Here is a 19,033-nt window from a genome sequence, read left to right as displayed (position 1 = left end):
CATCTATCTCGGGCAAGCCACACAGGTTCTATGCTGACCAGGTGGAAGCGTGGTTTGCCCGTGATGCTTTTGATTTCAAGTAAGGAAACCCCATGACCGTCAGCACCCCGCTTTCCGGCGTCAATCAGCCCTTCAAAGGCATCCTGCTGATCGTTGTCGCAACCTTCCTGTTTTCCAGCCACGACGCCTTTTCCAAATACCTCTCCGGTTTCTATCCCATTGTCATGGTGGTCTGGGCGCGTTACGTGGTTCATACCTTGCTGATGGCCGGGATTTTCCTGCCGCAATCCGGGCTGCGGGTGCTGCGTACAAAACGGCCATTACTGCAGGTGATCCGGGCGCTGTGCCTGCTGGGCACCAGTCTGTTTTTCACCACGGGGCTGATGTACATCCCGCTGGCCGAGGCCACGTCGGTCAACTTCCTCGCGCCGGTGTTGGTCACCGCGTTGTCGGTACCGCTGCTTGGCGAGCGGGTGACGCGGGGGCAATGGCTGGCGGTGATTTTCGGTTTCAGCGGGGTGCTGATCATCGTTCACCCTGGTGGTGATCTGTTTACCCCGGCGGTGTTGCTGCCGTTCTGTTCGGCGCTGTTTTTCTGTTTCTATCAACTGCTGACCCGCAAGCTCAGCGATATCGACAGCCCGACCACCAGCAACTTCTTCGCAGGCTTGTGCAACACGCTGGTGATGAGTGCGCTGGTGCCGTTCTTCTGGCAGACGCCGAACCTGGTGCATGGCGCGATGATGCTGGCGCTGGGGGCCTGCGGGATGACGGCTCACCTGTTCCTGACCCAGGCTTTCCGTCTCGCGGCACCAGCACTGCTGGCGCCGTTCAGCTACTGCCAGATCATCTTCGCCGGCCTGCTGGGCTGGCTGCTGTTTTCCCATACGCCGACACCGACCACCGTGCTCGGCATTGCCGTGATCTGCTGCAGCGGGTTGGCAGCGGCCTGGCAGCAGAGCCGTCGCTAAGCTGCGGTAAAACGCAGGCAAAAAAAAGCGCAGGCCCGAGATCGGGCCTGCGCCGAGGGAACATCAGTCTTCTACATTCGGAATCTTGCGCGGTGCCATGAAGTACATCCAGGTCAGCGCAATGAAGTACATCGCCGGAATCATGGTGAACAGCACGGTGTAGTTGTTGTTGGTGACGGTCAGGATGTGGCCGACCAGCTGGGTCATGAACATCCCGCCAATCGCCGCACACATGCCGCCGAAGCCGAACACCGTACTCATCATGTGCTTGGGCGTGTAGTCCATCACCAGGCTCCAGATGTTCGCGGTCCAGGCCTGGTGCGCGCCGATGGCCAGGGAGATGGCGAACACCGCGACCCACAGGTTGCTGGAGCCGGCCGCCATGATCACGCCGATGATGCAGCAGGCGAACAGGAACATGGACATCAGTCGCGCCTTGATCGGATTGACGCCGCGACCGATCAGGAACGAGGAGAGGATGCCGCCGCCAACGCTACCGAAGTCGGCAGTGAGGTAGATGATGATCAGCGGGATACCCATCTGGGTCACGTTGATGCCCAGGTTGTATTGCTGGTTGAGGAACGGCGGCAGCCAGTACAGGTAGAACCAGAACACCGGCGCCGTCATCGAGTAGGCGAGGGCGAAGGCCCAGGTGCCACGCATGCGCAGGATTTTCGAGAACGGTACGCGGGTTTGTTCCGGTTCGACTTCGTTCTGGATGTAGTCCAGCTCCGACTGTTTGACGCTCGGATGGTCTTCCGGGTTGAAGTACTTCAGGCCCCAGAACAGCAGCCAGATCCCGCCCAGTGCCGACATGCACAGGAACGCGGCCTGCCAGCCCCAGACGTGCAGGATCAGTGGCAGCAGCATGGGTGTGAACATCGCACCGACGTTGGTGCCGGCGTTGAAAATGCCGGTGGCCACGGCGCGCTCGCCGGCCGGGAACCACAGGCGGGTGGTTTTCACGCAGGCCGGATAGTTTGCCGCTTCGGTCAGGCCGAGGATGAATCGGCAAACCATGAAGCCGACCGCCGAAGTGGCCAGGCCGTGGGCGCCGGTTGCCAGGCTCCAGAGCAACACCGCGCAGAAGAACACGCGCTTGACGCCGACCCGGTCGATCAAGCGGCCTTGCAGCACGAAGCCGATGGCGTAACCGACCTGGAACCAGAAGTTGATGTTGGCGTAGTCCATCGCCGTCCAGCTCATTTCCTTGGCCAGGATTGGCTGCATCACGCCCAGGGCGGCGCGGTCGATGTAGTTCAGGGTGGTGGCGAAGAACACCAGCGCCAGCATGCCCCAACGGGTTTTGCCGACGGCCATGGCGCCGCGAATCTTGTCGCCGATACCGCCGGCAGTGACGTTCATGGCTGGAGCCATGCGAGAGCTTTGGGAAGGAATCATGTGTACCACCCGTTTTTTGAATTTGTTATTTGGTGTTTTGGACATCGCGGCCGGTGCTGCGTGTCCGGACTTAATGTGAGGACGATGTTGCGCAGCGAACAAAAAATCGTCAATTCGCTATCGGCCATTGTGTTCGATAATCGAACACAAAACTAACTGGGTAGTACACTTTAAATTGCCCAATGGCCAACCCGGCTCAATAATCCCCTCACTCTTTTAAAAGCGGCGCAAATTCCCTGTAGCCGAAGCCTCCACCGGGAGCCGAAACATGCAGCGTTCCATTGCCACCGTATCCTTGAGCGGTACCCTGCCGGAAAAACTCGAAGCCATTGCCGCCGCCGGTTTCGACGGCGTCGAGATTTTCGAGAACGACCTTCTCTACTACGACGGCAGTCCGCGGGAAATTAAACAGATGTGCGCCGATCTCGGGATCGCCATCACGCTGTTTCAACCGTTCCGCGATTTCGAAGGCTGCCGCCGCGATCGCCTGTCGCGCAACCTGGAACGCGCCGAACGCAAGTTCGACCTGATGCAGGAGCTGGGCACTGACCTGGTGCTGGTGTGCAGCAACGCCTCGGCCGAGTCCATCGGTGATGAGCAGATCCTGGTCGACGACTTGCGCCTGCTGGCTGAGCACGCCGGAGCACGGGGCCTGCGCATCGGTTACGAAGCGCTGGCCTGGGGCCGGCATGTGAACACCTGGCAACAGGTGTGGAACATCGTGCGTCAGGCCGATCACCCAAGCCTGGGCGTGTTGCTGGACAGCTTTCACACCCTGTCGCTCAAGGGCGATCCAAGCGCTATCGCCGAGATTCCCGGGGACAAGATTTTCTTCGTGCAAATGGCTGACGCGCCGATCCTGGCCATGGACGTGCTGGAGTGGAGCCGGCATTTTCGCTGCTTCCCGGGCCAGGGTGAATTCGACTTGCCGGGGTTCCTCGCGCCGATCATCAAGAGCGGCTACACCGGGCCGCTGTCGCTGGAGATCTTCAACGACGGTTTCCGCGCCGCACCGCCACGGGCCAACGCCGCCGACGGCTTGCGTTCGTTGCTGTACCTGGAAGAGAAAACCCGCGAGCGCCTGGCGCAGGAAGCCAAGCCTGCGGCTAACTCCGAGATTCTGTTCGAAACGCCCAAGGCCAGTGAGTACAACGGCATCGAGTTCCTGGAGTTTGCCGTGGACGAAAGCCTAGGCGCCAAGCTCGCCCATTGGCTGGAACGACTGGGTTTCGTCAAGGCCGGGCAGCATCGTTCCAAGAGCGTCAGCCTGATGCGCCAGGGCGATATCAACCTGATCCTCAACTCCGAGCCTTACTCCTTCGCTCACAGTTTCTTTGAGGCCCACGGCCCTTCGTTGTGCGCCACCGCCGTGCGGGTCAAGGACAGCGCCAGTGCGCTGGCCCGAGCCGTGGCCTACAAGGGCCAGCCCTATCGCGGGCTGGTGGGTCCCAATGAACTGGAACTGGCGGCGGTGCGTGCGCCGGATGGCAGCCTGATTTATCTGGTGGACCAGGATGCCGACGTCTACGGCACCGACTTCAATCTGCTGGCGGATGCGCCGGTCAGCGGCGGCCTCAAGCGCATCGACCACATGGCCATGGCGCTGCCGGCCGACAGCCTCGACAGCTGGGTGCTGTTCTATAAGAGCCTGCTGGATTTCGAGGCGGACGATGAAGTCGTGCTGCCGGATCCTTATGGTCTGGTGAAGAGCCGTGCCTTGCGCAGTCGCGACAGTTCGATCCGCCTGCCGCTGAACATTTCCGAGAACCGCAACACCGCGATCTCACACGCGCTGTCGAGTTATCGCGGCTCCGGCGTGCATCACATCGCGTTTGATTGTGATGACATCTTTGCCCAGGTCAGTCGTGCAAAAGAGGCGGGCGTGCCGCTGCTGGATATCCCGCTCAACTACTACGATGACCTGGCGGCGCGGTTCGATTTCGACGACGAGTTCCTCAGCGAACTGGCCTACTACAATGTGTTGTACGACCGCGATGCACAGGGCGGTGAGTTGTTTCATGTGTACACCGAGCCGTTCGAGGGGCGATTCTTCTTCGAGATCATCCAGCGTAAAAACGGTTATGCCGGCTACGGCGCGGCCAACGTCGCGGTGCGCCTGGCGGCCATGGCCAAATCCCGTAGCGGCGCATTGCGCCAGGCGAAGTTGTAGGTAATTCGTAAACGCGGGATTAAACGTGGGCTGCGCGGCTTCCTTCACCGTGCCGCGCAGCCCATAATCGCCAGCCTGTGCAGTGATGGCCGTGAGCCCGCAATGACAATGACCTCAGAACTCCCCGCAGCCTCCGTAGAACCTGGTGCCGAGCCGCGCAAGAGTCGCAAGAACAACCCGGAAAAGACCCGCGAAAACATCCTGCAGGAGGCGATTGTCGAATTCGTCCAGCAGGGGCTTTCCGGGGCTCGCGTCGATGCCATCGCCGAGCGCATCCACACCTCCAAGCGCATGATCTATTACTACTTCGGCAGTAAGGAGCAGCTCTACGTCGAGGTGCTGGAAAAACTCTACGGCGATATCCGCATCACCGAAAATCGCCTGCACCTGACGGAACTGGCGCCGATCGAAGCCATTCGGCGGCTGGTGGAGTTCACCTTCGACCACCATGATCGCAACGTCGATTTCGTGCGCATCGTCAGTATCGAGAACATTCACAACGCCGAGTATGTGAAGCGCTCCGATGCGATCAAGGCGATGAACAACACTATCCTCGATTCACTGGGCGAGATTCTGCGTCGAGGCGCCGAGCAAGGGCTGTTCCGTACCGGGCTTGATCCGCTGGATGTGCATCTGCTGATCAGTTCGTTCTGCTTCTATCGCGTCTCGAACCGCCATACCTTTGGTGAGATTTTCCAGATCGACCTGCCGGACGAGGGCATCAAGCAGCGTCATCGGGAGATGATTTGCGAGTCGGTTCTGCGGTACCTGCAAGCCTGAGGCGAGGTGAGGGGGTTGCCCCCTCACTTCACTCATTCAGTCATTCATGCTCTGGAAATGCTCAAGCATCCGCTGGGCATCCGGCACCACGCCGCTGAACAACTCGAACGCCTTCACCGCCTGAAACACCGCCATGTTGCCGCCGTCCAGCGTCCGGCAACCGAGGGCGCGGGCGTTGCGCAGCAGTTCGGTTTCCAGCGGGAAGTAAACGATCTCCGCCACCCACAATTCGGCCCGCAGCAGCTCGACCGGCACCGGCATGCCCGGCAGCTTTTTCATGCCCATCGGCGTGGTGTTCACCAAGCCATCAGCCAGGGCCATGGCGTTGGGCAGGTCATACCCGGCCACCGCCCGAGCGACGCCGAAATGCTGATTGAGATTGTCAGCCAGATCCTGGGCACGGCGGATGTCCACGTCAAAAATGCTCAGCTGTTGTACGCCCTCGCTCAACAATGCGTGGGCCACCGCCGCACCTGCGCCGCCGGCGCCCATCTGTACGACACGTTCAACGGCAACACCTTTCAAGCCCCGGCGAAAACCCTCGGCAAAGCCCAGGCAGTCGGTGTTGTGGCCGACGCGTTTGCCATCCTTGAGCACCACCGTGTTGACCGCACCGATACCGCGGGCCTCCGGCGAGAGTTCGTCGAGCAGCGGGATGATCGCCTGCTTGCAGGGAAAGGTGATGTTCAGCCCGGTGTAGTTCATGCGCTCGGCAGCCATCAACAGGTCGGGCAAGGCGTTGCTGTCGAGCTTCAGCTGATCAAGATCAATCAGGCGATAGAGGTAGCGCAGCCCCTGGGCATCGCCTTCATGCTCGTGCAAGGCCGGTGTGCGGGACGCCTGGATGCCGGCGCCAATCAGCCCGGCCAGTATCACGTGGTTCTGAGTCATTGCGATCACCCCTTCAAGCGATGACTGAAGTGTTCCAGCGCCAGGCGATAGCCATGACTGCCAAAACCGGCCATCACCGCCGTTGCAATGGCGGATACGAACGAGTGGTGGCGGAAGGGCTCCCGGGCATGCACGTTGGACAGGTGGACCTCGATCACCGGCAGTTCGCTGGCGACCAGGGCATCGCGGATCGCAACGGAGGTGTGGGTCCACGCGGCAGGATTGATGACGATCCCGGCGCAGCGACCGCGGGCGGCGTGAATCCAGTCGAGCAATTCGCCTTCATGGTTGGTCTGGCGAAACTCCACTGCCAGGCCGAACTCTTCGGCGCTACGTGCGCACAGGGTCGAAATGTCTGCCAGGGTTTCGTGGCCGTAAGTCGCCGGTTCACGAGTGCCGAGCAGGTTCAGGTTCGGGCCGTTGAGCACCAGAACGATAGGGGACATCGGAATCTCTCCACTTATTATTTTTGGAATCGGCCGAGGATCCCGGCCTGTGGAGATAAATTGTACTAACTAGTTAATTTGGTCAATTGGAGTGAAGGCACGCTGAAGGGTTGTGGGCGGTGATCGGACACTTTCGGAGTTCAGCGCGGCAAATGCTCCACCAGAAAATCAATGAACGCCCTCAAGCGCAGCGGTACATGGCGACTTTGCGGGTACAGCAAGGTAAACGGCCGGGAGCGCCCGCCATAGGGCTTGAGCACTTCCACCAGCGAGCCGTCGGCCAGTTCCTTTTCCACGATAAAACGATAGGTCTGAAACAACCCCGCCCCGTGTTTGGCCAAGGTGACACCGCCCAGTACATCGTCGGAACAACTGAGGCTGCCCTCGGCGAGAATTTCCCGGGGTACGCCTTCATCGTTGAACAACCAGGCAATGCGCCGGCCGCTGCTGGGCAATTCGTACTGAATGCACTCGTGGTTTTCGAGGTCGTCGAGGGTTTGCGGAGTGCCGGCCCGTTTCAGGTAGTCGGGGCTGGCGATCATCACCAGGGCAGCATCTTCCAACGGGCGGGCGATCAGGCCGGAATCCGGGATGGCTCGCACGCGAATCGCCATGTCGTAGCCTTCGCCGACGAAATCGATGTTGCGATTGCTGATGTGCGACTCGACCTTAACCGCCGGATAGCGCGCCCGAAATTCGGGCAACAAAGGCAAGATTCGATGATGTGCGTAGGTGGTCGGAATACTGATGCGCAAGGTGCCGGACGGCACTTGCTGCTGGCCCATCACCTCGCGCTGGGCCTCGATCAGTTGCGCCAGGGCCAAGCGGCACTCCTCGTAATAGCGGCGACCACTGTCGGTCAGCTTCACGCTGCGGGTGGTGCGCGCAAACAGGCGCACGCCCAGGCGTTCTTCCATGCGCGACACCGAACGGCTCACGGCAGCGGGCGTGACACCCGCCACCAGTGCTGCGGCAGTAAAACTGCCAGCCTCGGCGGCCAGGCAAAACAGCTCAATGCTGCCCAACTGAAGATCGTCGAATTGTCGCTGCATGATTGATTACACCGGGGGATCAGATGAAGTAACTGATCCAGTATTTATCAGTCTCCCGCGCACGAGTACAAAAAAACCGTCACGAGGACGGCTTTTTTGTGGGTGCGGTTGTCATCAACGCCGGGTCAGCATCACCCCGGATTCCATGTGATGGGTCCACGGGAACTGGTCGAACATCGCGCATCGGGTGATGCGGTGGGTGTCGTGCAGTTGGGCGATGTTGGCTGCCAGGGTCTCCGGGTTGCAGGAGATGTACAGGATGTTGTCGAAGCGCCGGGTCAGCTCGCAGGTGTCCGGGTCCATGCCGGCACGGGGTGGGTCGACGAACACACTGCCGAACTCGTAGCTCTTGAGGTCGATGCCGTGCAGGCGGCGGAACGGGCGCACTTCGTTCAGGGCTTCGGTCAGTTCTTCGGCGGACAAACGCACCAGGGTGACGTTATCCACAGCGTTTTCGCTGAGATTGCTCAAGGCCGCGTTGACCGAGGTCTTGCTGATTTCGGTGGCCAGCACTTTGCGCACGCGGGTAGCGAGCGGCAGGGTGAAGTTGCCGTTGCCGCAATATAGCTCCAGCAAATCGTCGCTGCGATCGCCAAGCGCGTCGTATGCCCAGTTGAGCATCTTCTGGTTCACCGTGCCGTTGGGCTGGGTGAAGGCGCCTTCGGGCTGGCGATAGCTGAAGGTGCGACCGCCGACTTCCAGCTTCTCGACCACATAATCGTGACCGATGACTTCGCGCTTGCCCTTGGAGCGGCCGATGATGCTGACGTTCAGGTCGGCTGCCAGTTTCGACGCCGCCGCATGCCAGTGCTCGTCCAGCGGGCGGTGATAGCACAGGGTGATCATCGCGTCGCCAGCCAGAGTGGTCAGGAACTCCACCTGGAACAGCTTGTTGCTCAGGGGCGCACTCGCTTGCCACGCTGCCTTCAACTGCGGCATCAACTGGTTGATGCGCAGGCTGGCAATCGGGAACTCTTCGATCAGGATCGGCGTGCGTTTGTCTTCCTGGGAAAACATCGCGTAGTGACGCTCGCCGGCCTCGCGCCACAGGCGGAACTCGGCGCGCAGGCGGAAGTTTTTCAGCGGCGAATCGAAAACGGCTGGCTCCGGCGCATCGAACGGGGCCAGCAGGTCACGCAGGCGCGTGACCTTTTCTTCGAGCTGAACGGCGTAGGCCTGGGAATCAAAAATCATGCGTTGAACCAACCCAGCTTGATCACGAACAGAATCGACAGGATCACCAACGCCGGGTTCAGCTCACGACCACGACCGGACATCAGCTTGATGGCGGTCCAGGAAATGAAACCGAAGGCGATGCCATTGGCGATGGAGTAAGTGAACGGCATTGCCAGCGCGGTGATCACCACCGGCGCGGCGACAGTAATGTCGTCCCAGTCTATTTCGGCCAGGCCGGATGTCATCAGCACGGCGACGAACAGCAGTGCCGGTGCGGTGGCGAAGGCCGGAACGCTGGCGGCCAGCGGCGAGAAGAACAGCGCCAGCAGGAACAGGATCGCCACCACGACGGCGGTCAGGCCGGTGCGGCCACCGGCACTCACGCCGGCTGCAGATTCGATGTAGCTGGTGGTGGTCGAGGTGCCCAGCAGGGAGCCAGCCATGGCGGCGGTGCTGTCAGCGATCAGCGCGCGGCCCATTTTCGGCATATGGCCGTCCTTGCCCATCAGGCCGGCGCGCTTGGCCACGCCGATCAGGGTGCCGGAGTTGTCGAACAGATCGACGAACAGGAAGGCGAAGATCACGCTGACCAGACCGATGTCCAGCGCGCCCTTGATGTCCAGTTGCAGGAAGGTCGGGGCCAGGGACGGTGGCATCGACATCACGCCGCCGAACGGGGTGAAGCCCATCACGATGGAAACGATGGTCACCACCAGAATGCCGATCAGCACCGCACCGCGCACGGCAAGGGCTTCGAGGGCGACGATCAGGGCAAAACCGAGGGTGGCGAGGATCGGGGCCGGTTGTTTCAGGTCACCGAGGCCGACCATGGTCGCCGGGTTGCTGACCACGATACCGGCGTTGTGCAGGGCGATCAGCGCCAGGAACAGGCCGATACCGGCGGCAATCGCCGAGCGCAGCGGCAGCGGGATGCTGTTGATGATCCATTCACGGATGCGGAAGATCGACAGCAGGAAGAAGCACACCGCCGAGATGAACACCGCGCCCAGCGCCACTTGCCAGGTATGGCCCATGTGCAGGACCACGGTGTAGGTGAAGAAGGCGTTCAGGCCCATGCCCGGTGCGAGGGCGATCGGGTAGTTGGCGATCAGGCCCATGGTCGTCGAGCCGATGGCAGCTGCCAGGCAGGTGGCGACAAACACTGCGCCCTTGTCCATGCCGGTCTCGCCGAGGATGCTCGGGTTGACGAACAGAATGTAGGCCATGGCCAAGAAGGTCGTGACGCCCGCCAGAATCTCGGTCCGCACGTTGGTGTTGTGTGCCTTGAGTTGAAACAGCCTTTCCAGCATGTCTGCTCCCCGTGGCGCGCCGGGCGCCGTGAATGTATCGACCTCAACAGCAAAGCACAGGCAGCAGAACGCGCCTGGAAATTACTGTGGGCCGGAAAAAGCCGCGCATCATACCAGTAGCTTGGGAATATGGCTGCTTTGGCGGTGATCGTCGTCGATGTTTTGCGACAAAGCCAAGTGCGCCATACTGCGCGCTGATTTTTTGGGGTGGATGGGGCCTGCATGAAAAAGCGTCTGGTTGCCGCCTTCGGAGTAGGGATGGCGTTGTTTCTCGGGGCTCAAGCGGCCGTGGCGGCCTCGGCTCCACCGCTGACGCAATTGAAAGTGCTCAAGGTCGCGTCGCCGTCCTGTGGTGTCGAGAACATCGACGAAGGGCAAACCCGGACGCGCTGCGATCACAATGGCCCGAACATCACGGTGTACGTGCTGGAAGTGGGTTACGGGCGTGAGGCCCATGTTGCCCTCGACGGTTTCGAAGTGAACGGCACACGGACACCGGTTTGCGCGTTCAAGAACGGCAACCTGACCAGTTGCACCCCCGGGGAAAAAACCGTCGGCTATTTGTATGCCCTCGATCTGGCGGGCAAGCAGGAAGGCACGCTGACCTTCAGCAACACCTCGATCAACGCGCCCGGCAACACGCTGTCGACGCAGCTTTACATCAAGTAACCACAGGTCTCGAACAAGGGGCGGGAAAGCTGACTACGCTTAAAAGATCATTCCGTGGACAGCACCTGATGACCTTTAGAGCCTTGATTGCCCTTGCCGAGGGTACCGATGACCTGCAAACCGTCACCCTGATCGACGTGTTGCGCCGCGCCAAAGTGGAAGTGGTGGTGGCCAGTATCGAAGGGCGGCGCATGCTCACCTGCGCCCGCGGCACTCGCCTGACGTCCGATGCGATGCTGGTGGACTTGCTGGCGCAACCCTTCGACCTGATTGCCTTGCCCGGCGGTGCGGTGGGTTCGCAGCACCTGGCAGCCCACCAACCCCTGCAACAATTGATCAAGGATCAGGCGGCGGCCGGTCGCCTGTTCGCCGGCATCGCCGAAGCGCCCGCCGTGGCGCTGCAGGCCTTCGGCGTATTGCGTCAACGGCGTATGACCTGCCTGCCCTCGGCCAGCCATCAACTGTCGGGCTGTACCTTCGTCGATCAACCGGTGGTAGTCGACGGCAACTGCATCACGGCTCAAGGCTCAGGCGCCGCTTTGGCGTTTGCCCTGGCGCTGGTGGAGCAACTCTGCGGGAAAGCCATACGTACGGCGGTGGCGGGGGAGTTGTTGGTTTAGCCTGCCTGGACTTTCGCCTCTTCCTTCTCTTCATCTTTAGCCACGTGCATGCGATCGCGGCTGGCCAGTGTCGGGAACAGCTTGACCCACACCCCGGTCACCACCAGCGTACCGATCCCGCCCATGACCACGGCGGGCACGGTGCCGAACCAGTGGGCAGTAAGGCCCGATTCGAATTCGCCCAACTGGTTCGAGGCACCGATGAACAGACCATTCACGGCGCTGACTCGGCCACGCATTTCGTCCGGGGTTTCCAGTTGAACGAACGAGGCGCGGATCACCATGCTGATCATGTCTGCCGCGCCCAGCACCACCAACACCGCCAGGGAAAACCAGAACGAGGTCGACAGGCCGAAGGCAATGGTTGCCACGCCGAAGATGCCCACGGCGGTGAACATCACCCGCCCGACGTTGCGTTCCACGGCAAACCGCGCCAGGAACAGCGACATCAGCAGCGCGCCCACCGCCGGTGCCGAGCGCAGCAGGCCAAGCCCCCACGGGCCGGTCAGCAGAATGTCCTTGGCGAACACCGGCAGCAAGGCCGTGGCGCCACCCAACAGCACCGCGAACAGATCGAGGGAGATCGCCCCGAGAATGTCCGGACGACTGCGGATGAAGCGAATGCCCGCCAACAGCGAATCCAGAGTGGCCTTGCCCTTGTTCAGCGGGGTTTGCCGGGCCGGCAGGTTGAGCATCAGCGAACAGGCGATGACATACAACAGAACCGTCGGGCCATACACCCAGACGCTGCCGAAGGCGTAGAGCAAACCGCCGAGGGCCGGGGCGACGATGGTGGCTGATTGCTGGGCCGATTGTGCGGCGGCCACTGCACGGGGAAACAGCGCGCTGGGCACGATACTTGGCAACAGGGCCTGGGTGGTCGGCATTTCAAAGGAGCGAGCGGCACCGAGCAGGAAGGCCAGGATGAAGATCATTTCCCGGGTGACATGATCGGTGGCGCTGCCGATGGCCAACGACAGGGCGATCAATGCCTGCAGGGATTGGCAGATTGCCGCGACCTTGCGCCGGTCATAGCGGTCGGCGACGTGCCCGGTGTGCAGCATGAACAGCACGCGCGGGGCGAACTCGACCAGGCCGACCAACCCCAGGTCGAGCACGTTGCCGGTCAGTTGGTACAGGTTCCAGCCGATGGCCACGGTGAGCATCTGGAAGCCGCTGGCGGTAAATACCCGGGCCAGCCAGAACGCGAGAAAAGGGCGGTGGTGACGTAACAGCAAGGGCTCTTGGCTGGGCATCTGCGGGGAAATCTGGGGAGAGGGGAACGGCGAGATTATCACCAACCTGTAACAGAAAGTTGCCGTGACAAAAAATTTAGTTAGCCAGACATCGATTTCCTTAACGCTCCCACAGGGAATGTGTTGCTGCTGATGACAAAAGCCGTGAGGCAACTTGTCACGCGGCAAAAGACCACGCGGTTCCTCCCCGAAATTGGGACTACTCTTTCAACGTTGATTGATCCAGATCAAAACCCACAAAAGGAATTGATCCGGCGGCCGCAAGGCCAGACTCCCTGCGTTGTGATGCGTGCAAAAAAAAGAACAAACAGAGATTCGCCACACTCCATATCCGTGGGGGCCGTGGGTGCAGGCTTCCAGCCAGCAGCCGTACTACCTGACAGAGGAAGACTTATGTTCGGTTTAGAGGCACTTGATCTCGCCCGAATTCAGTTCGCGTTCACCATCTCGTTCCACATCCTGTTTCCGGCCATCACCATCGGCCTGGCGAGTTACCTGGCGGTACTCGAAGGCCTGTGGCTGAAAACCCATAACGACACCTACCGTGACCTCTACCATTTCTGGTCGAAGATCTTTGCCGTCAACTTCGGCATGGGGGTGGTTTCCGGTCTGGTAATGGCCTATCAGTTCGGCACCAACTGGAGCCGCTTCTCGGACTTCGCCGGTTCCGTGACCGGGCCGTTGCTGACCTATGAAGTGCTCACGGCATTCTTCCTCGAGGCCGGGTTCCTGGGTGTCATGCTGTTTGGCTGGAACAAGGTCGGGCGTGGCCTGCACTTCTTCGCCACCGTGATGGTGGCCATCGGTACGTTGATCTCGACCTTCTGGATTCTCGCTTCCAACAGCTGGATGCAGACCCCGCAGGGCTTCGAGATCGTCAACGGTCAGGTCATACCCACCGACTGGCTGGCGATTATCTTCAACCCATCGTTCCCGTATCGCCTGATGCACATGGCCACGGCAGCCTTCGTCGCCACGGCCTTCTTCGTCGGTTCTTCCGCGGCCTGGCATTTGCTGCGCGGCAAGGACAACCCGGCGATCCGCAAAATGCTCTCGATGGCCATGTGGATGGCGTTGATCGTTGCGCCGATCCAGGCGGTCATCGGTGACTTCCACGGCCTCAATACACTTGAGCATCAGCCGGCGAAAATCGCCGCGATCGAGGGGCACTGGGAAAACAAGGGCAACGAGGCGACCCCGCTGATCCTGTTCGGCTGGCCGGACATGAAGGAGGAAAAAACCAAGTTCGCCGTCGAGATCCCGTACCTGGGCAGCCTGATCCTCACGCACTCCCTGGACAAACAGGTGCCGGCGCTCAAGGAGTTCCCGCCTGAAGACCGGCCGAATTCGACCATCGTGTTCTGGTCGTTCCGGGTCATGGTGGGCCTGGGCTTCCTGATGATCTTCACTGGTTTGTGGAGCCTGTGGCTGCGCAAGCGCGACACCCTCTACACCTCGCGGCCGTTCCTGTACCTGGCGCTGTGGATGGGGCCGTCCGGCCTGATCGCGATCCTCGCTGGCTGGTTCACCACGGAAATCGGCCGTCAGCCGTGGGTGGTCTATGGCCTGATGCGTACGGCGGATGCGTCGTCCAACCATAGCTTCATGCAGATGAGCATCACCCTGATCCTGTTTGTCGTGGTTTATTTCGCGCTGTTTGGCGCCGGTCTTGGCTACATGATGCGCCTGGTGCGCAAGGGGCCGAAGACCGACGAAGGCAAGGAAACCAACGACGGTGGCCCCGGCCAGAAACGCACACCGGCCCGGCCGTTGTCCGCAGCCGACGACGATCACGCCGATGCCGGCCACAACCTGACCAAGGAGATTTGAATCATGGGTATTGATCTTCCGCTGATCTGGGCCGTGATCATCATCTTCGGCATCATGATGTACGTAGTCATGGACGGTTTCGACCTGGGCATCGGCATTCTCTTCCCGTTCATTCCGGGCAAGACCGATCGCGATGTGATGATGAACACCGTCGCCCCTGTGTGGGACGGCAATGAGACCTGGCTGGTGTTGGGGGGCGCGGCGTTGTTCGGCGCGTTTCCGCTGGCCTACTCGGTGGTGCTCTCGGCGTTGTACCTGCCGCTGATACTGATGTTGATCGGGTTGATCTTCCGCGGCGTGGCCTTCGAGTTCCGCTTCAAGGCCAGGGACGACAAGCGTCACCTGTGGGACAAGGCGTTCATCGGTGGTTCGGTCACTGCGACGTTTTTCCAGGGCGTTGCGCTCGGCGCGTTCATCGATGGGCTGCCGGTGGTCAACCGGCAGTTCGCCGGTGGTTCACTGGACTGGCTGACACCGTTCACGATGTTCTGTGGTGCGGCGCTGGTGGTTGCTTATGCGTTGCTCGGTTGCACCTGGCTGATCATGAAGACCGAAGGCAAGTTGCAGGAACAGATGCATGACCTGGCACGGCCATTGGCCTTCGTGCTGCTGGCGGTGATCGGCATCGTCAGCATCTGGACCCCGTTGGCCCACACGGATATCGCCGCCCGCTGGTTCACCATGCCGAATCTGTTCTGGTTCATGCCGGTGCCGATCCTGGTGCTGGTGACGATGTACGGCCTGATCCGCGCCGTGGCCCGCAACGCGCATTACACGCCGTTCCTGCTGACCCTGGTGCTGATCTTCCTCGGTTACAGCGGCTTGGGCATCAGCCTGTGGCCGAACATCATCCCGCCGTCGATCTCGATCTGGGATGCCGCCGCGCCGCCGCAAAGCCAGGGCTTCATGCTGGTGGGCACGCTGTTCATCATCCCGTTCATCCTGGGCTACACCTTCTGGAGCTACTACGTGTTCCGCGGCAAGGTGACCCATGAAGACGGCTACCACTAGCCCTGTGCACCGCGAACCTTGTGGGAGCGAGCCTGCTCGCGATGGCGTTCTGACAGACGCCATCGATCTACATCGGAGGATTTATCAATGAACGGCAAACATTCCCTGCACGACATTGAAGAAGCCGAAAAAAAGCCGCTATGGCAGCGGCTCGGCTGGTTGGCCCTGATCTGGGTCGGCAGCGTGGGTGCCTTGTTCATCGTCGCCAGCCTGATGCGCCTGTTCATGAACGCGGCCGGCCTGACCACGCACTGACATCTCTCCCGTGGCCTCAGGGCACGGATTTACGACCCTCCGACCGGAGGGTTTTTTTTGCCTGTTACTTGCGCGCCTTGAGGATCACGAATTTCGGATTGGCCGCCACTTGCTCGACGCCACGGAACAATCGCGCCAGCTTGCTGTGGTAACCCAGGTGACGATTGCCGACGATGTACAGTGCGCCGCCCACGACCAGCGCTTCTCGCGCCTGCTGGAACATCCGCCAGGCCAGGAAGTCGCCCACCACCTGTTGCTGGTGAAAGGGTGGATTGCACAGCACGACGTCCAGTGATTGCGGTTCCTGCCCGGCCAGGCCATCACCGGGGCGCACGATCACTTCCCGTTCACCCAGTGCAGCGCGCCAGTTCTCGAAGGCCGATTGCACGGCCATGAACGACTCGTCCACCAGCGTGTAGTGGGCCTCGGGGTTTTGCAGGGCGCTGGCGATGGCCAGGACGCCGTTGCCGCAACCGAGATCGGCGACCCGCGCCGAGCCGAGGTTTTTCGGCAGGTGTGGCAAAAATGCCCGGGTGCCGATGTCCAGGCCTTCGCGGCAAAACACGTTGGCGTGGTTGAGCAGTTCGATGGCCGGTTCGTCGAGTCTGTATCGCGTTGGGTAAGGCGACACCGATGGCGTTTTGTCCTGAGCCGTGGCAATCAAGAGCCGCGCCTTCTTCACCGCCAACGAGGCTTGCACAGGGCCGATGTAACGCTCCAGCAGGTCACCCGCCGCCCGAGGCAGGTGCTTGATCATGGCTGCGGCAACCACTTGGGCGCCGGGTGCCAGTTGGCCTTGCAGGCGGATCAGTTGTTCTTCCAGCAGCGCCAGGGTTTTCGGTACACGGATCAGCACGCAGTCGAACGGCCCGGCAAGGGCTTCGCTGGCGGGTACGCTCGGCACCGCATCAAAGGCCAGGCCGTTGCGCACCAGGTTCTTTTCCAGACCCTGCAGGGCCAGGAACGAATCACCGCTGCTGACCACCCGCACCTTGCCCGCGAGGCTCGCCGCCAACGCGCCGAAACTGTCATTGAGCACCAATACCCGGGTGTCCGAGGCCGGCTGCTGTTCGGCCAGATGATTGAGCAGGTATTCATCGGCTGCATCGAAAGCTTGCAGCGGTTCGTTCTGCTGTTCGGGCTGGCGGATCAGGTCGAGGCTGGCGAAGGGTGTTTCGAGCAAAGGCATGGGGCGGGGCTCTGGGTAATCAACGGATGTCCCGCTGCCTGAAGGCGTTGAAGCGGGCGGAGCCGTCCGAGTGTACTGCGTCGTGAAGGTCTACACGCCATCACTCAGGAGGGACCGCAAATGGTACGTTTTTTTTGCCTGGATTACCCGCAGGTTTTCCCGCGGGCGGGCGCTTTCAGATGGCTCCGGACCGGGCCGCGGCGATGACTGCCGCAATCTTGTTATTGACGCCGAACTTCTCGATAGCCCTGTGCACATGAAAATTGACCGTGCGTTCACTCAAACTGAGGATCCTGGAAATTTCATAGGCCGTCTTGCCATCGGCCGACAGTTTCAATACTTCGAGTTCCCGCCGTGACAAGGGGGGAGCCTGGGGGGGAACCGGTTTTCTCGGTTGCATTGCGATCGCCAGAGCGTGCAAATGGCGACTGATGAATACCGAGAATCCAAGATGCTCGTACAGCTCATAGGCTGAAATCGGGCAATGGCTTCTGGCAAGGCTGAGAATACTGCGCAGACCGGTTTCCTCATCGTGGATCGCCTGGGACCAGCCATGCTGCAAACCTTGTTGCTGCAGCAACTGCCATAGCCATGGCGTCCTGGAAAAAAGCTCTTCGCTCCAGAGAACAGGCAGCGTTGAGTGATTGCAATGCGCCACTATCGGGTCTATTTGTGTGGCGTTGTTTTTTTCATATTGACTGTTCCACTCCTGGGGAAAATTGTTCAGGTTCACCGTACTGGCGTCGGCCCCGACTGAGGTCGAAGTAATTGAAAAGCCACAAAATTTATATCCAAGGTTTCTAGCGAAATTGAGCGCGATTCGATAGGCCGTATTGATCTCTTGCGTGTGGGCCAAATGTTTGAGCTGTGACTCCTTCCAGATCTCCATACACATGATCTCCATGTGCCTGTTGTTCGGATGCAGTATTGGATCCGAAATCCGGCACGTCACGAAGTGTAGGACGGTTCTTACATGGATGGTTCGACAATTTTGTTCTTTTGACTGTTGGAAAAGTGTGTTCCAGGTTCTTAGGCAATAGACGAGTTATGAAATGCCATATGTCATTTTATAATCATGGTTGTATGTCGCATTTAATGTTCGATCGGTAGTGCTCGTTAATGCCACTACAAATTGTCGGTGGTTACGCTGCTTTCTTTGCGGGACACTGGGGTATCTTTCGATTGGAGCCTTCCATGTCCGTCAGTGAGGAAAAATTTACCCGTCAGACCTTGCTCGAGGTTCATCCGCTGACCCCGAACCTGTTTACCTTGCGTGCCAGCCGGGACGCAGGTTTTCGTTTTCGGGCGGGACAATTTGCCCGGCTGGGTGTCACCAAGGCTGACGGCAGCACGGTATGGCGCGCCTATTCCATGGTGTCCTCGCCCTTTGACGAGTTCCTCGAGTTCTTTTCCATTGTCGTACCTGGCGGTGAGTTCACCAGCGAGCTCAGCCGGCTGGGTGTCGGCGATGCATTGCTGGTCGACCGCCAGGCGTTTGGTTACCTGACGCTGGACCGGTTTGTCGATGGGCGCGATCTGTGGTTGTTATCCACCGGCACGGGCATCGCGCCGTTCCTGTCGATACTTCAGGATTTCGAAGTCTGGGAGCGATTCGAGCGGATCATCCTGGTCTACAGCGTTCGCGAAGCCCGGGAACTGGCTTATCAGGAGCTGATCGCAGGGCTGGCCAAGCGTGAGTATCTGGCGGAGTACGCCCATAAACTTCAACTCATCACCACGGTCACTCGTGAACAGCATCCCGGCTCATTGAACGGGAGGATCACCACGCTGATTGAAAACGGCGAGCTGGAGCGCGTCGCGGGTGTTGCGCTGACCCCTGAGCATTCTCGGGTCATGCTGTGCGGTAATCCGCAGATGATCGATGACACGCGCAAGCTGCTTAAGCAGCGGGACATGCACTTGAGCCTCAGCCGGCGACCCGGCCAGGTGGCGGTGGAAAACTTCTGGTAAGAAAAACGGCGCCTCGAAGGCGCCGTTTTTTATGC

General features: G+C 60.3%; 18 protein-coding genes. 9 read left to right on the top strand and 9 right to left on the bottom strand.

The window, feature by feature from the left end; genetic code table 11:
* Positions 1-92 precede the first annotated feature (92 nt).
* Positions 93-971: a DMT family transporter gene (locus AABM52_RS26775; RefSeq protein WP_347909248.1), complete on the top strand. Its 879-nt coding sequence runs from the start codon at positions 93-95 to the stop codon at positions 969-971.
* Between the two features lie 63 nt (positions 972-1,034).
* On the opposite strand, the gene AABM52_RS26770 is transcribed toward AABM52_RS26775, so the two are convergent.
* Positions 1,035-2,372 carry an MFS transporter gene (locus AABM52_RS26770; RefSeq protein ID WP_347909246.1) on the bottom strand — a complete coding sequence of 446 codons (1,338 nt, stop codon included), beginning with the start codon at positions 2,370-2,372 and terminating at the stop codon, positions 1,035-1,037.
* Between the two features lie 268 nt (positions 2,373-2,640).
* On the opposite strand from AABM52_RS26770, the gene quiC reads away from it, so the two are divergent.
* Positions 2,641-4,542 carry a 3-dehydroshikimate dehydratase QuiC gene (quiC, locus tag AABM52_RS26765; protein WP_347909244.1) on the top strand — a complete coding sequence of 634 codons (1,902 nt, stop codon included), beginning with the start codon at positions 2,641-2,643 and terminating at the stop codon, positions 4,540-4,542.
* 102 nt (positions 4,543-4,644) lie between these two features.
* The gene (locus AABM52_RS26760) at positions 4,645-5,322 is read left to right on the top strand and encodes a TetR family transcriptional regulator (protein ID WP_347909242.1); all 678 of its coding nucleotides are present in this window, start codon (positions 4,645-4,647) and stop codon (positions 5,320-5,322) included.
* Positions 5,323-5,358: 36 nt separating this feature from the next.
* On the opposite strand, the gene AABM52_RS26755 is transcribed toward AABM52_RS26760, so the two are convergent.
* The 5 genes from AABM52_RS26755 to AABM52_RS26735 form a co-directional block, all read right to left on the bottom strand.
* The gene (locus AABM52_RS26755; RefSeq protein WP_347909240.1) at positions 5,359-6,213 is read right to left on the bottom strand and encodes a shikimate dehydrogenase; all 855 of its coding nucleotides are present in this window, start codon (positions 6,211-6,213) and stop codon (positions 5,359-5,361) included.
* 5 nt (positions 6,214-6,218) lie between these two features.
* Complete coding sequence (aroQ, locus tag AABM52_RS26750) at positions 6,219-6,659, bottom strand: type II 3-dehydroquinate dehydratase (RefSeq protein ID WP_347909238.1); 441 nt, start codon at positions 6,657-6,659, stop codon at positions 6,219-6,221.
* A gap of 140 nt (positions 6,660-6,799) precedes the next feature.
* On the bottom strand, positions 6,800-7,711 hold the full coding sequence (locus AABM52_RS26745) for a LysR family transcriptional regulator (protein WP_223449032.1): 912 nt from the start codon (positions 7,709-7,711) through the stop codon (positions 6,800-6,802).
* A gap of 114 nt (positions 7,712-7,825) precedes the next feature.
* On the bottom strand, positions 7,826-8,905 hold the full coding sequence (gene trmA / locus AABM52_RS26740) for a tRNA (uridine(54)-C5)-methyltransferase TrmA (RefSeq protein WP_347909236.1): 1,080 nt from the start codon (positions 8,903-8,905) through the stop codon (positions 7,826-7,828).
* Complete coding sequence (locus AABM52_RS26735) at positions 8,902-10,197, bottom strand: NCS2 family permease (protein ID WP_046041744.1); 1,296 nt, start codon at positions 10,195-10,197, stop codon at positions 8,902-8,904. Before AABM52_RS26735 ends, trmA begins: the two co-directional genes overlap by 4 nt.
* Before the next feature lie 222 nt (positions 10,198-10,419).
* Between AABM52_RS26735 and AABM52_RS26730 the strand changes: the two genes are divergently transcribed.
* Together AABM52_RS26730 and AABM52_RS26725 are read left to right on the top strand one after the other, a co-directional pair.
* Entirely contained in the window at positions 10,420-10,866 is a 447-nt protein-coding gene (locus AABM52_RS26730) for a DUF4879 domain-containing protein (protein ID WP_347909234.1), read from the top strand.
* A 68-nt stretch (positions 10,867-10,934) separates the two neighbouring features.
* A complete protein-coding gene (locus AABM52_RS26725) occupies positions 10,935-11,486 on the top strand; it encodes a DJ-1 family glyoxalase III (RefSeq protein ID WP_347909231.1) in 552 nt (183 codons plus the stop codon).
* On the opposite strand, the gene AABM52_RS26720 is transcribed toward AABM52_RS26725, so the two are convergent.
* Positions 11,483-12,742 (bottom strand): MFS transporter, encoded by a 1,260-nt coding sequence (locus tag AABM52_RS26720; RefSeq protein WP_110657144.1) that lies wholly within the window; start codon positions 12,740-12,742, stop codon positions 11,483-11,485. The two genes, AABM52_RS26725 and AABM52_RS26720, sit on opposite strands and share 4 nt — an antisense overlap.
* Before the next feature lie 393 nt (positions 12,743-13,135).
* Here AABM52_RS26720 and AABM52_RS26715 point away from each other — a divergent pair, with 393 nt between their 5' ends.
* From AABM52_RS26715 to AABM52_RS26705, 3 genes are all read left to right on the top strand, one after another.
* On the top strand, positions 13,136-14,572 hold the full coding sequence (locus tag AABM52_RS26715) for a cytochrome ubiquinol oxidase subunit I (protein ID WP_347909229.1): 1,437 nt from the start codon (positions 13,136-13,138) through the stop codon (positions 14,570-14,572).
* A gap of 3 nt (positions 14,573-14,575) precedes the next feature.
* A complete protein-coding gene (gene cydB, locus AABM52_RS26710; RefSeq protein WP_056728750.1) occupies positions 14,576-15,583 on the top strand; it encodes a cytochrome d ubiquinol oxidase subunit II in 1,008 nt (335 codons plus the stop codon).
* Between the two features lie 87 nt (positions 15,584-15,670).
* Entirely contained in the window at positions 15,671-15,838 is a 168-nt protein-coding gene (locus AABM52_RS26705; protein WP_015096916.1) for a DUF2474 domain-containing protein, read from the top strand.
* 64 nt (positions 15,839-15,902) lie between these two features.
* Here the strand turns inward: AABM52_RS26705 and AABM52_RS26700 are convergent, their stop codons facing one another.
* Both AABM52_RS26700 and AABM52_RS26695 read right to left on the bottom strand, forming a co-directional pair.
* Positions 15,903-17,027, bottom strand: coding sequence for a methyltransferase (locus AABM52_RS26700; protein ID WP_347909227.1), 1,125 nt, complete (start codon positions 17,025-17,027; stop codon positions 15,903-15,905).
* 175 nt (positions 17,028-17,202) lie between these two features.
* The gene (locus AABM52_RS26695; protein ID WP_347909225.1) at positions 17,203-17,916 is read right to left on the bottom strand and encodes an autoinducer binding domain-containing protein; all 714 of its coding nucleotides are present in this window, start codon (positions 17,914-17,916) and stop codon (positions 17,203-17,205) included.
* 305 nt (positions 17,917-18,221) lie between these two features.
* Here AABM52_RS26695 and AABM52_RS26690 point away from each other — a divergent pair, with 305 nt between their 5' ends.
* Entirely contained in the window at positions 18,222-18,998 is a 777-nt protein-coding gene (locus AABM52_RS26690) for a ferredoxin--NADP reductase (protein WP_347909223.1), read from the top strand.
* Positions 18,999-19,033 lie beyond the last annotated feature (35 nt).

The sequence above is a fragment of the Pseudomonas grandcourensis genome, assembly GCF_039909015.1.
GTDB classification, from domain to species: domain Bacteria; phylum Pseudomonadota; class Gammaproteobacteria; order Pseudomonadales; family Pseudomonadaceae; genus Aquipseudomonas; species Aquipseudomonas grandcourensis.
Note: the sequence above shows the minus strand (reverse complement) of the source record. Positions and strands in the feature narration are given on the sequence as shown.

What these genes read in the sequence shown, in the direction of transcription:
- AABM52_RS26775 (WP_347909248.1), top strand. Translation starts at nt 93, where the DNA reads ATGACCGTCAGCACCCCGCTTTCCGGCGTCAATCAGCCCTTCAAAGGC.
- AABM52_RS26770 (WP_347909246.1), bottom strand. Translation starts at nt 2,372, where the DNA reads ATGATTCCTTCCCAAAGCTCTCGCATGGCTCCAGCCATGAACGTCACT.
- quiC (WP_347909244.1), top strand. Translation starts at nt 2,641, where the DNA reads ATGCAGCGTTCCATTGCCACCGTATCCTTGAGCGGTACCCTGCCGGAA.
- AABM52_RS26760 (WP_347909242.1), top strand. Translation starts at nt 4,645, where the DNA reads ATGACAATGACCTCAGAACTCCCCGCAGCCTCCGTAGAACCTGGTGCC.
- AABM52_RS26755 (WP_347909240.1), bottom strand. Translation starts at nt 6,213, where the DNA reads ATGACTCAGAACCACGTGATACTGGCCGGGCTGATTGGCGCCGGCATC.
- aroQ (WP_347909238.1), bottom strand. Translation starts at nt 6,659, where the DNA reads ATGTCCCCTATCGTTCTGGTGCTCAACGGCCCGAACCTGAACCTGCTC.
- AABM52_RS26745 (WP_223449032.1), bottom strand. Translation starts at nt 7,711, where the DNA reads ATGCAGCGACAATTCGACGATCTTCAGTTGGGCAGCATTGAGCTGTTT.
- trmA (WP_347909236.1), bottom strand. Translation starts at nt 8,905, where the DNA reads ATGATTTTTGATTCCCAGGCCTACGCCGTTCAGCTCGAAGAAAAGGTC.
- AABM52_RS26735 (WP_046041744.1), bottom strand. Translation starts at nt 10,197, where the DNA reads ATGCTGGAAAGGCTGTTTCAACTCAAGGCACACAACACCAACGTGCGG.
- AABM52_RS26730 (WP_347909234.1), top strand. Translation starts at nt 10,420, where the DNA reads ATGAAAAAGCGTCTGGTTGCCGCCTTCGGAGTAGGGATGGCGTTGTTT.
- AABM52_RS26725 (WP_347909231.1), top strand. Translation starts at nt 10,935, where the DNA reads ATGACCTTTAGAGCCTTGATTGCCCTTGCCGAGGGTACCGATGACCTG.
- AABM52_RS26720 (WP_110657144.1), bottom strand. Translation starts at nt 12,742, where the DNA reads ATGCCCAGCCAAGAGCCCTTGCTGTTACGTCACCACCGCCCTTTTCTC.
- AABM52_RS26715 (WP_347909229.1), top strand. Translation starts at nt 13,136, where the DNA reads ATGTTCGGTTTAGAGGCACTTGATCTCGCCCGAATTCAGTTCGCGTTC.
- cydB (WP_056728750.1), top strand. Translation starts at nt 14,576, where the DNA reads ATGGGTATTGATCTTCCGCTGATCTGGGCCGTGATCATCATCTTCGGC.
- AABM52_RS26705 (WP_015096916.1), top strand. Translation starts at nt 15,671, where the DNA reads ATGAACGGCAAACATTCCCTGCACGACATTGAAGAAGCCGAAAAAAAG.
- AABM52_RS26700 (WP_347909227.1), bottom strand. Translation starts at nt 17,027, where the DNA reads ATGCCTTTGCTCGAAACACCCTTCGCCAGCCTCGACCTGATCCGCCAG.
- AABM52_RS26695 (WP_347909225.1), bottom strand. Translation starts at nt 17,916, where the DNA reads ATGGAGATCTGGAAGGAGTCACAGCTCAAACATTTGGCCCACACGCAA.
- AABM52_RS26690 (WP_347909223.1), top strand. Translation starts at nt 18,222, where the DNA reads ATGTCCGTCAGTGAGGAAAAATTTACCCGTCAGACCTTGCTCGAGGTT.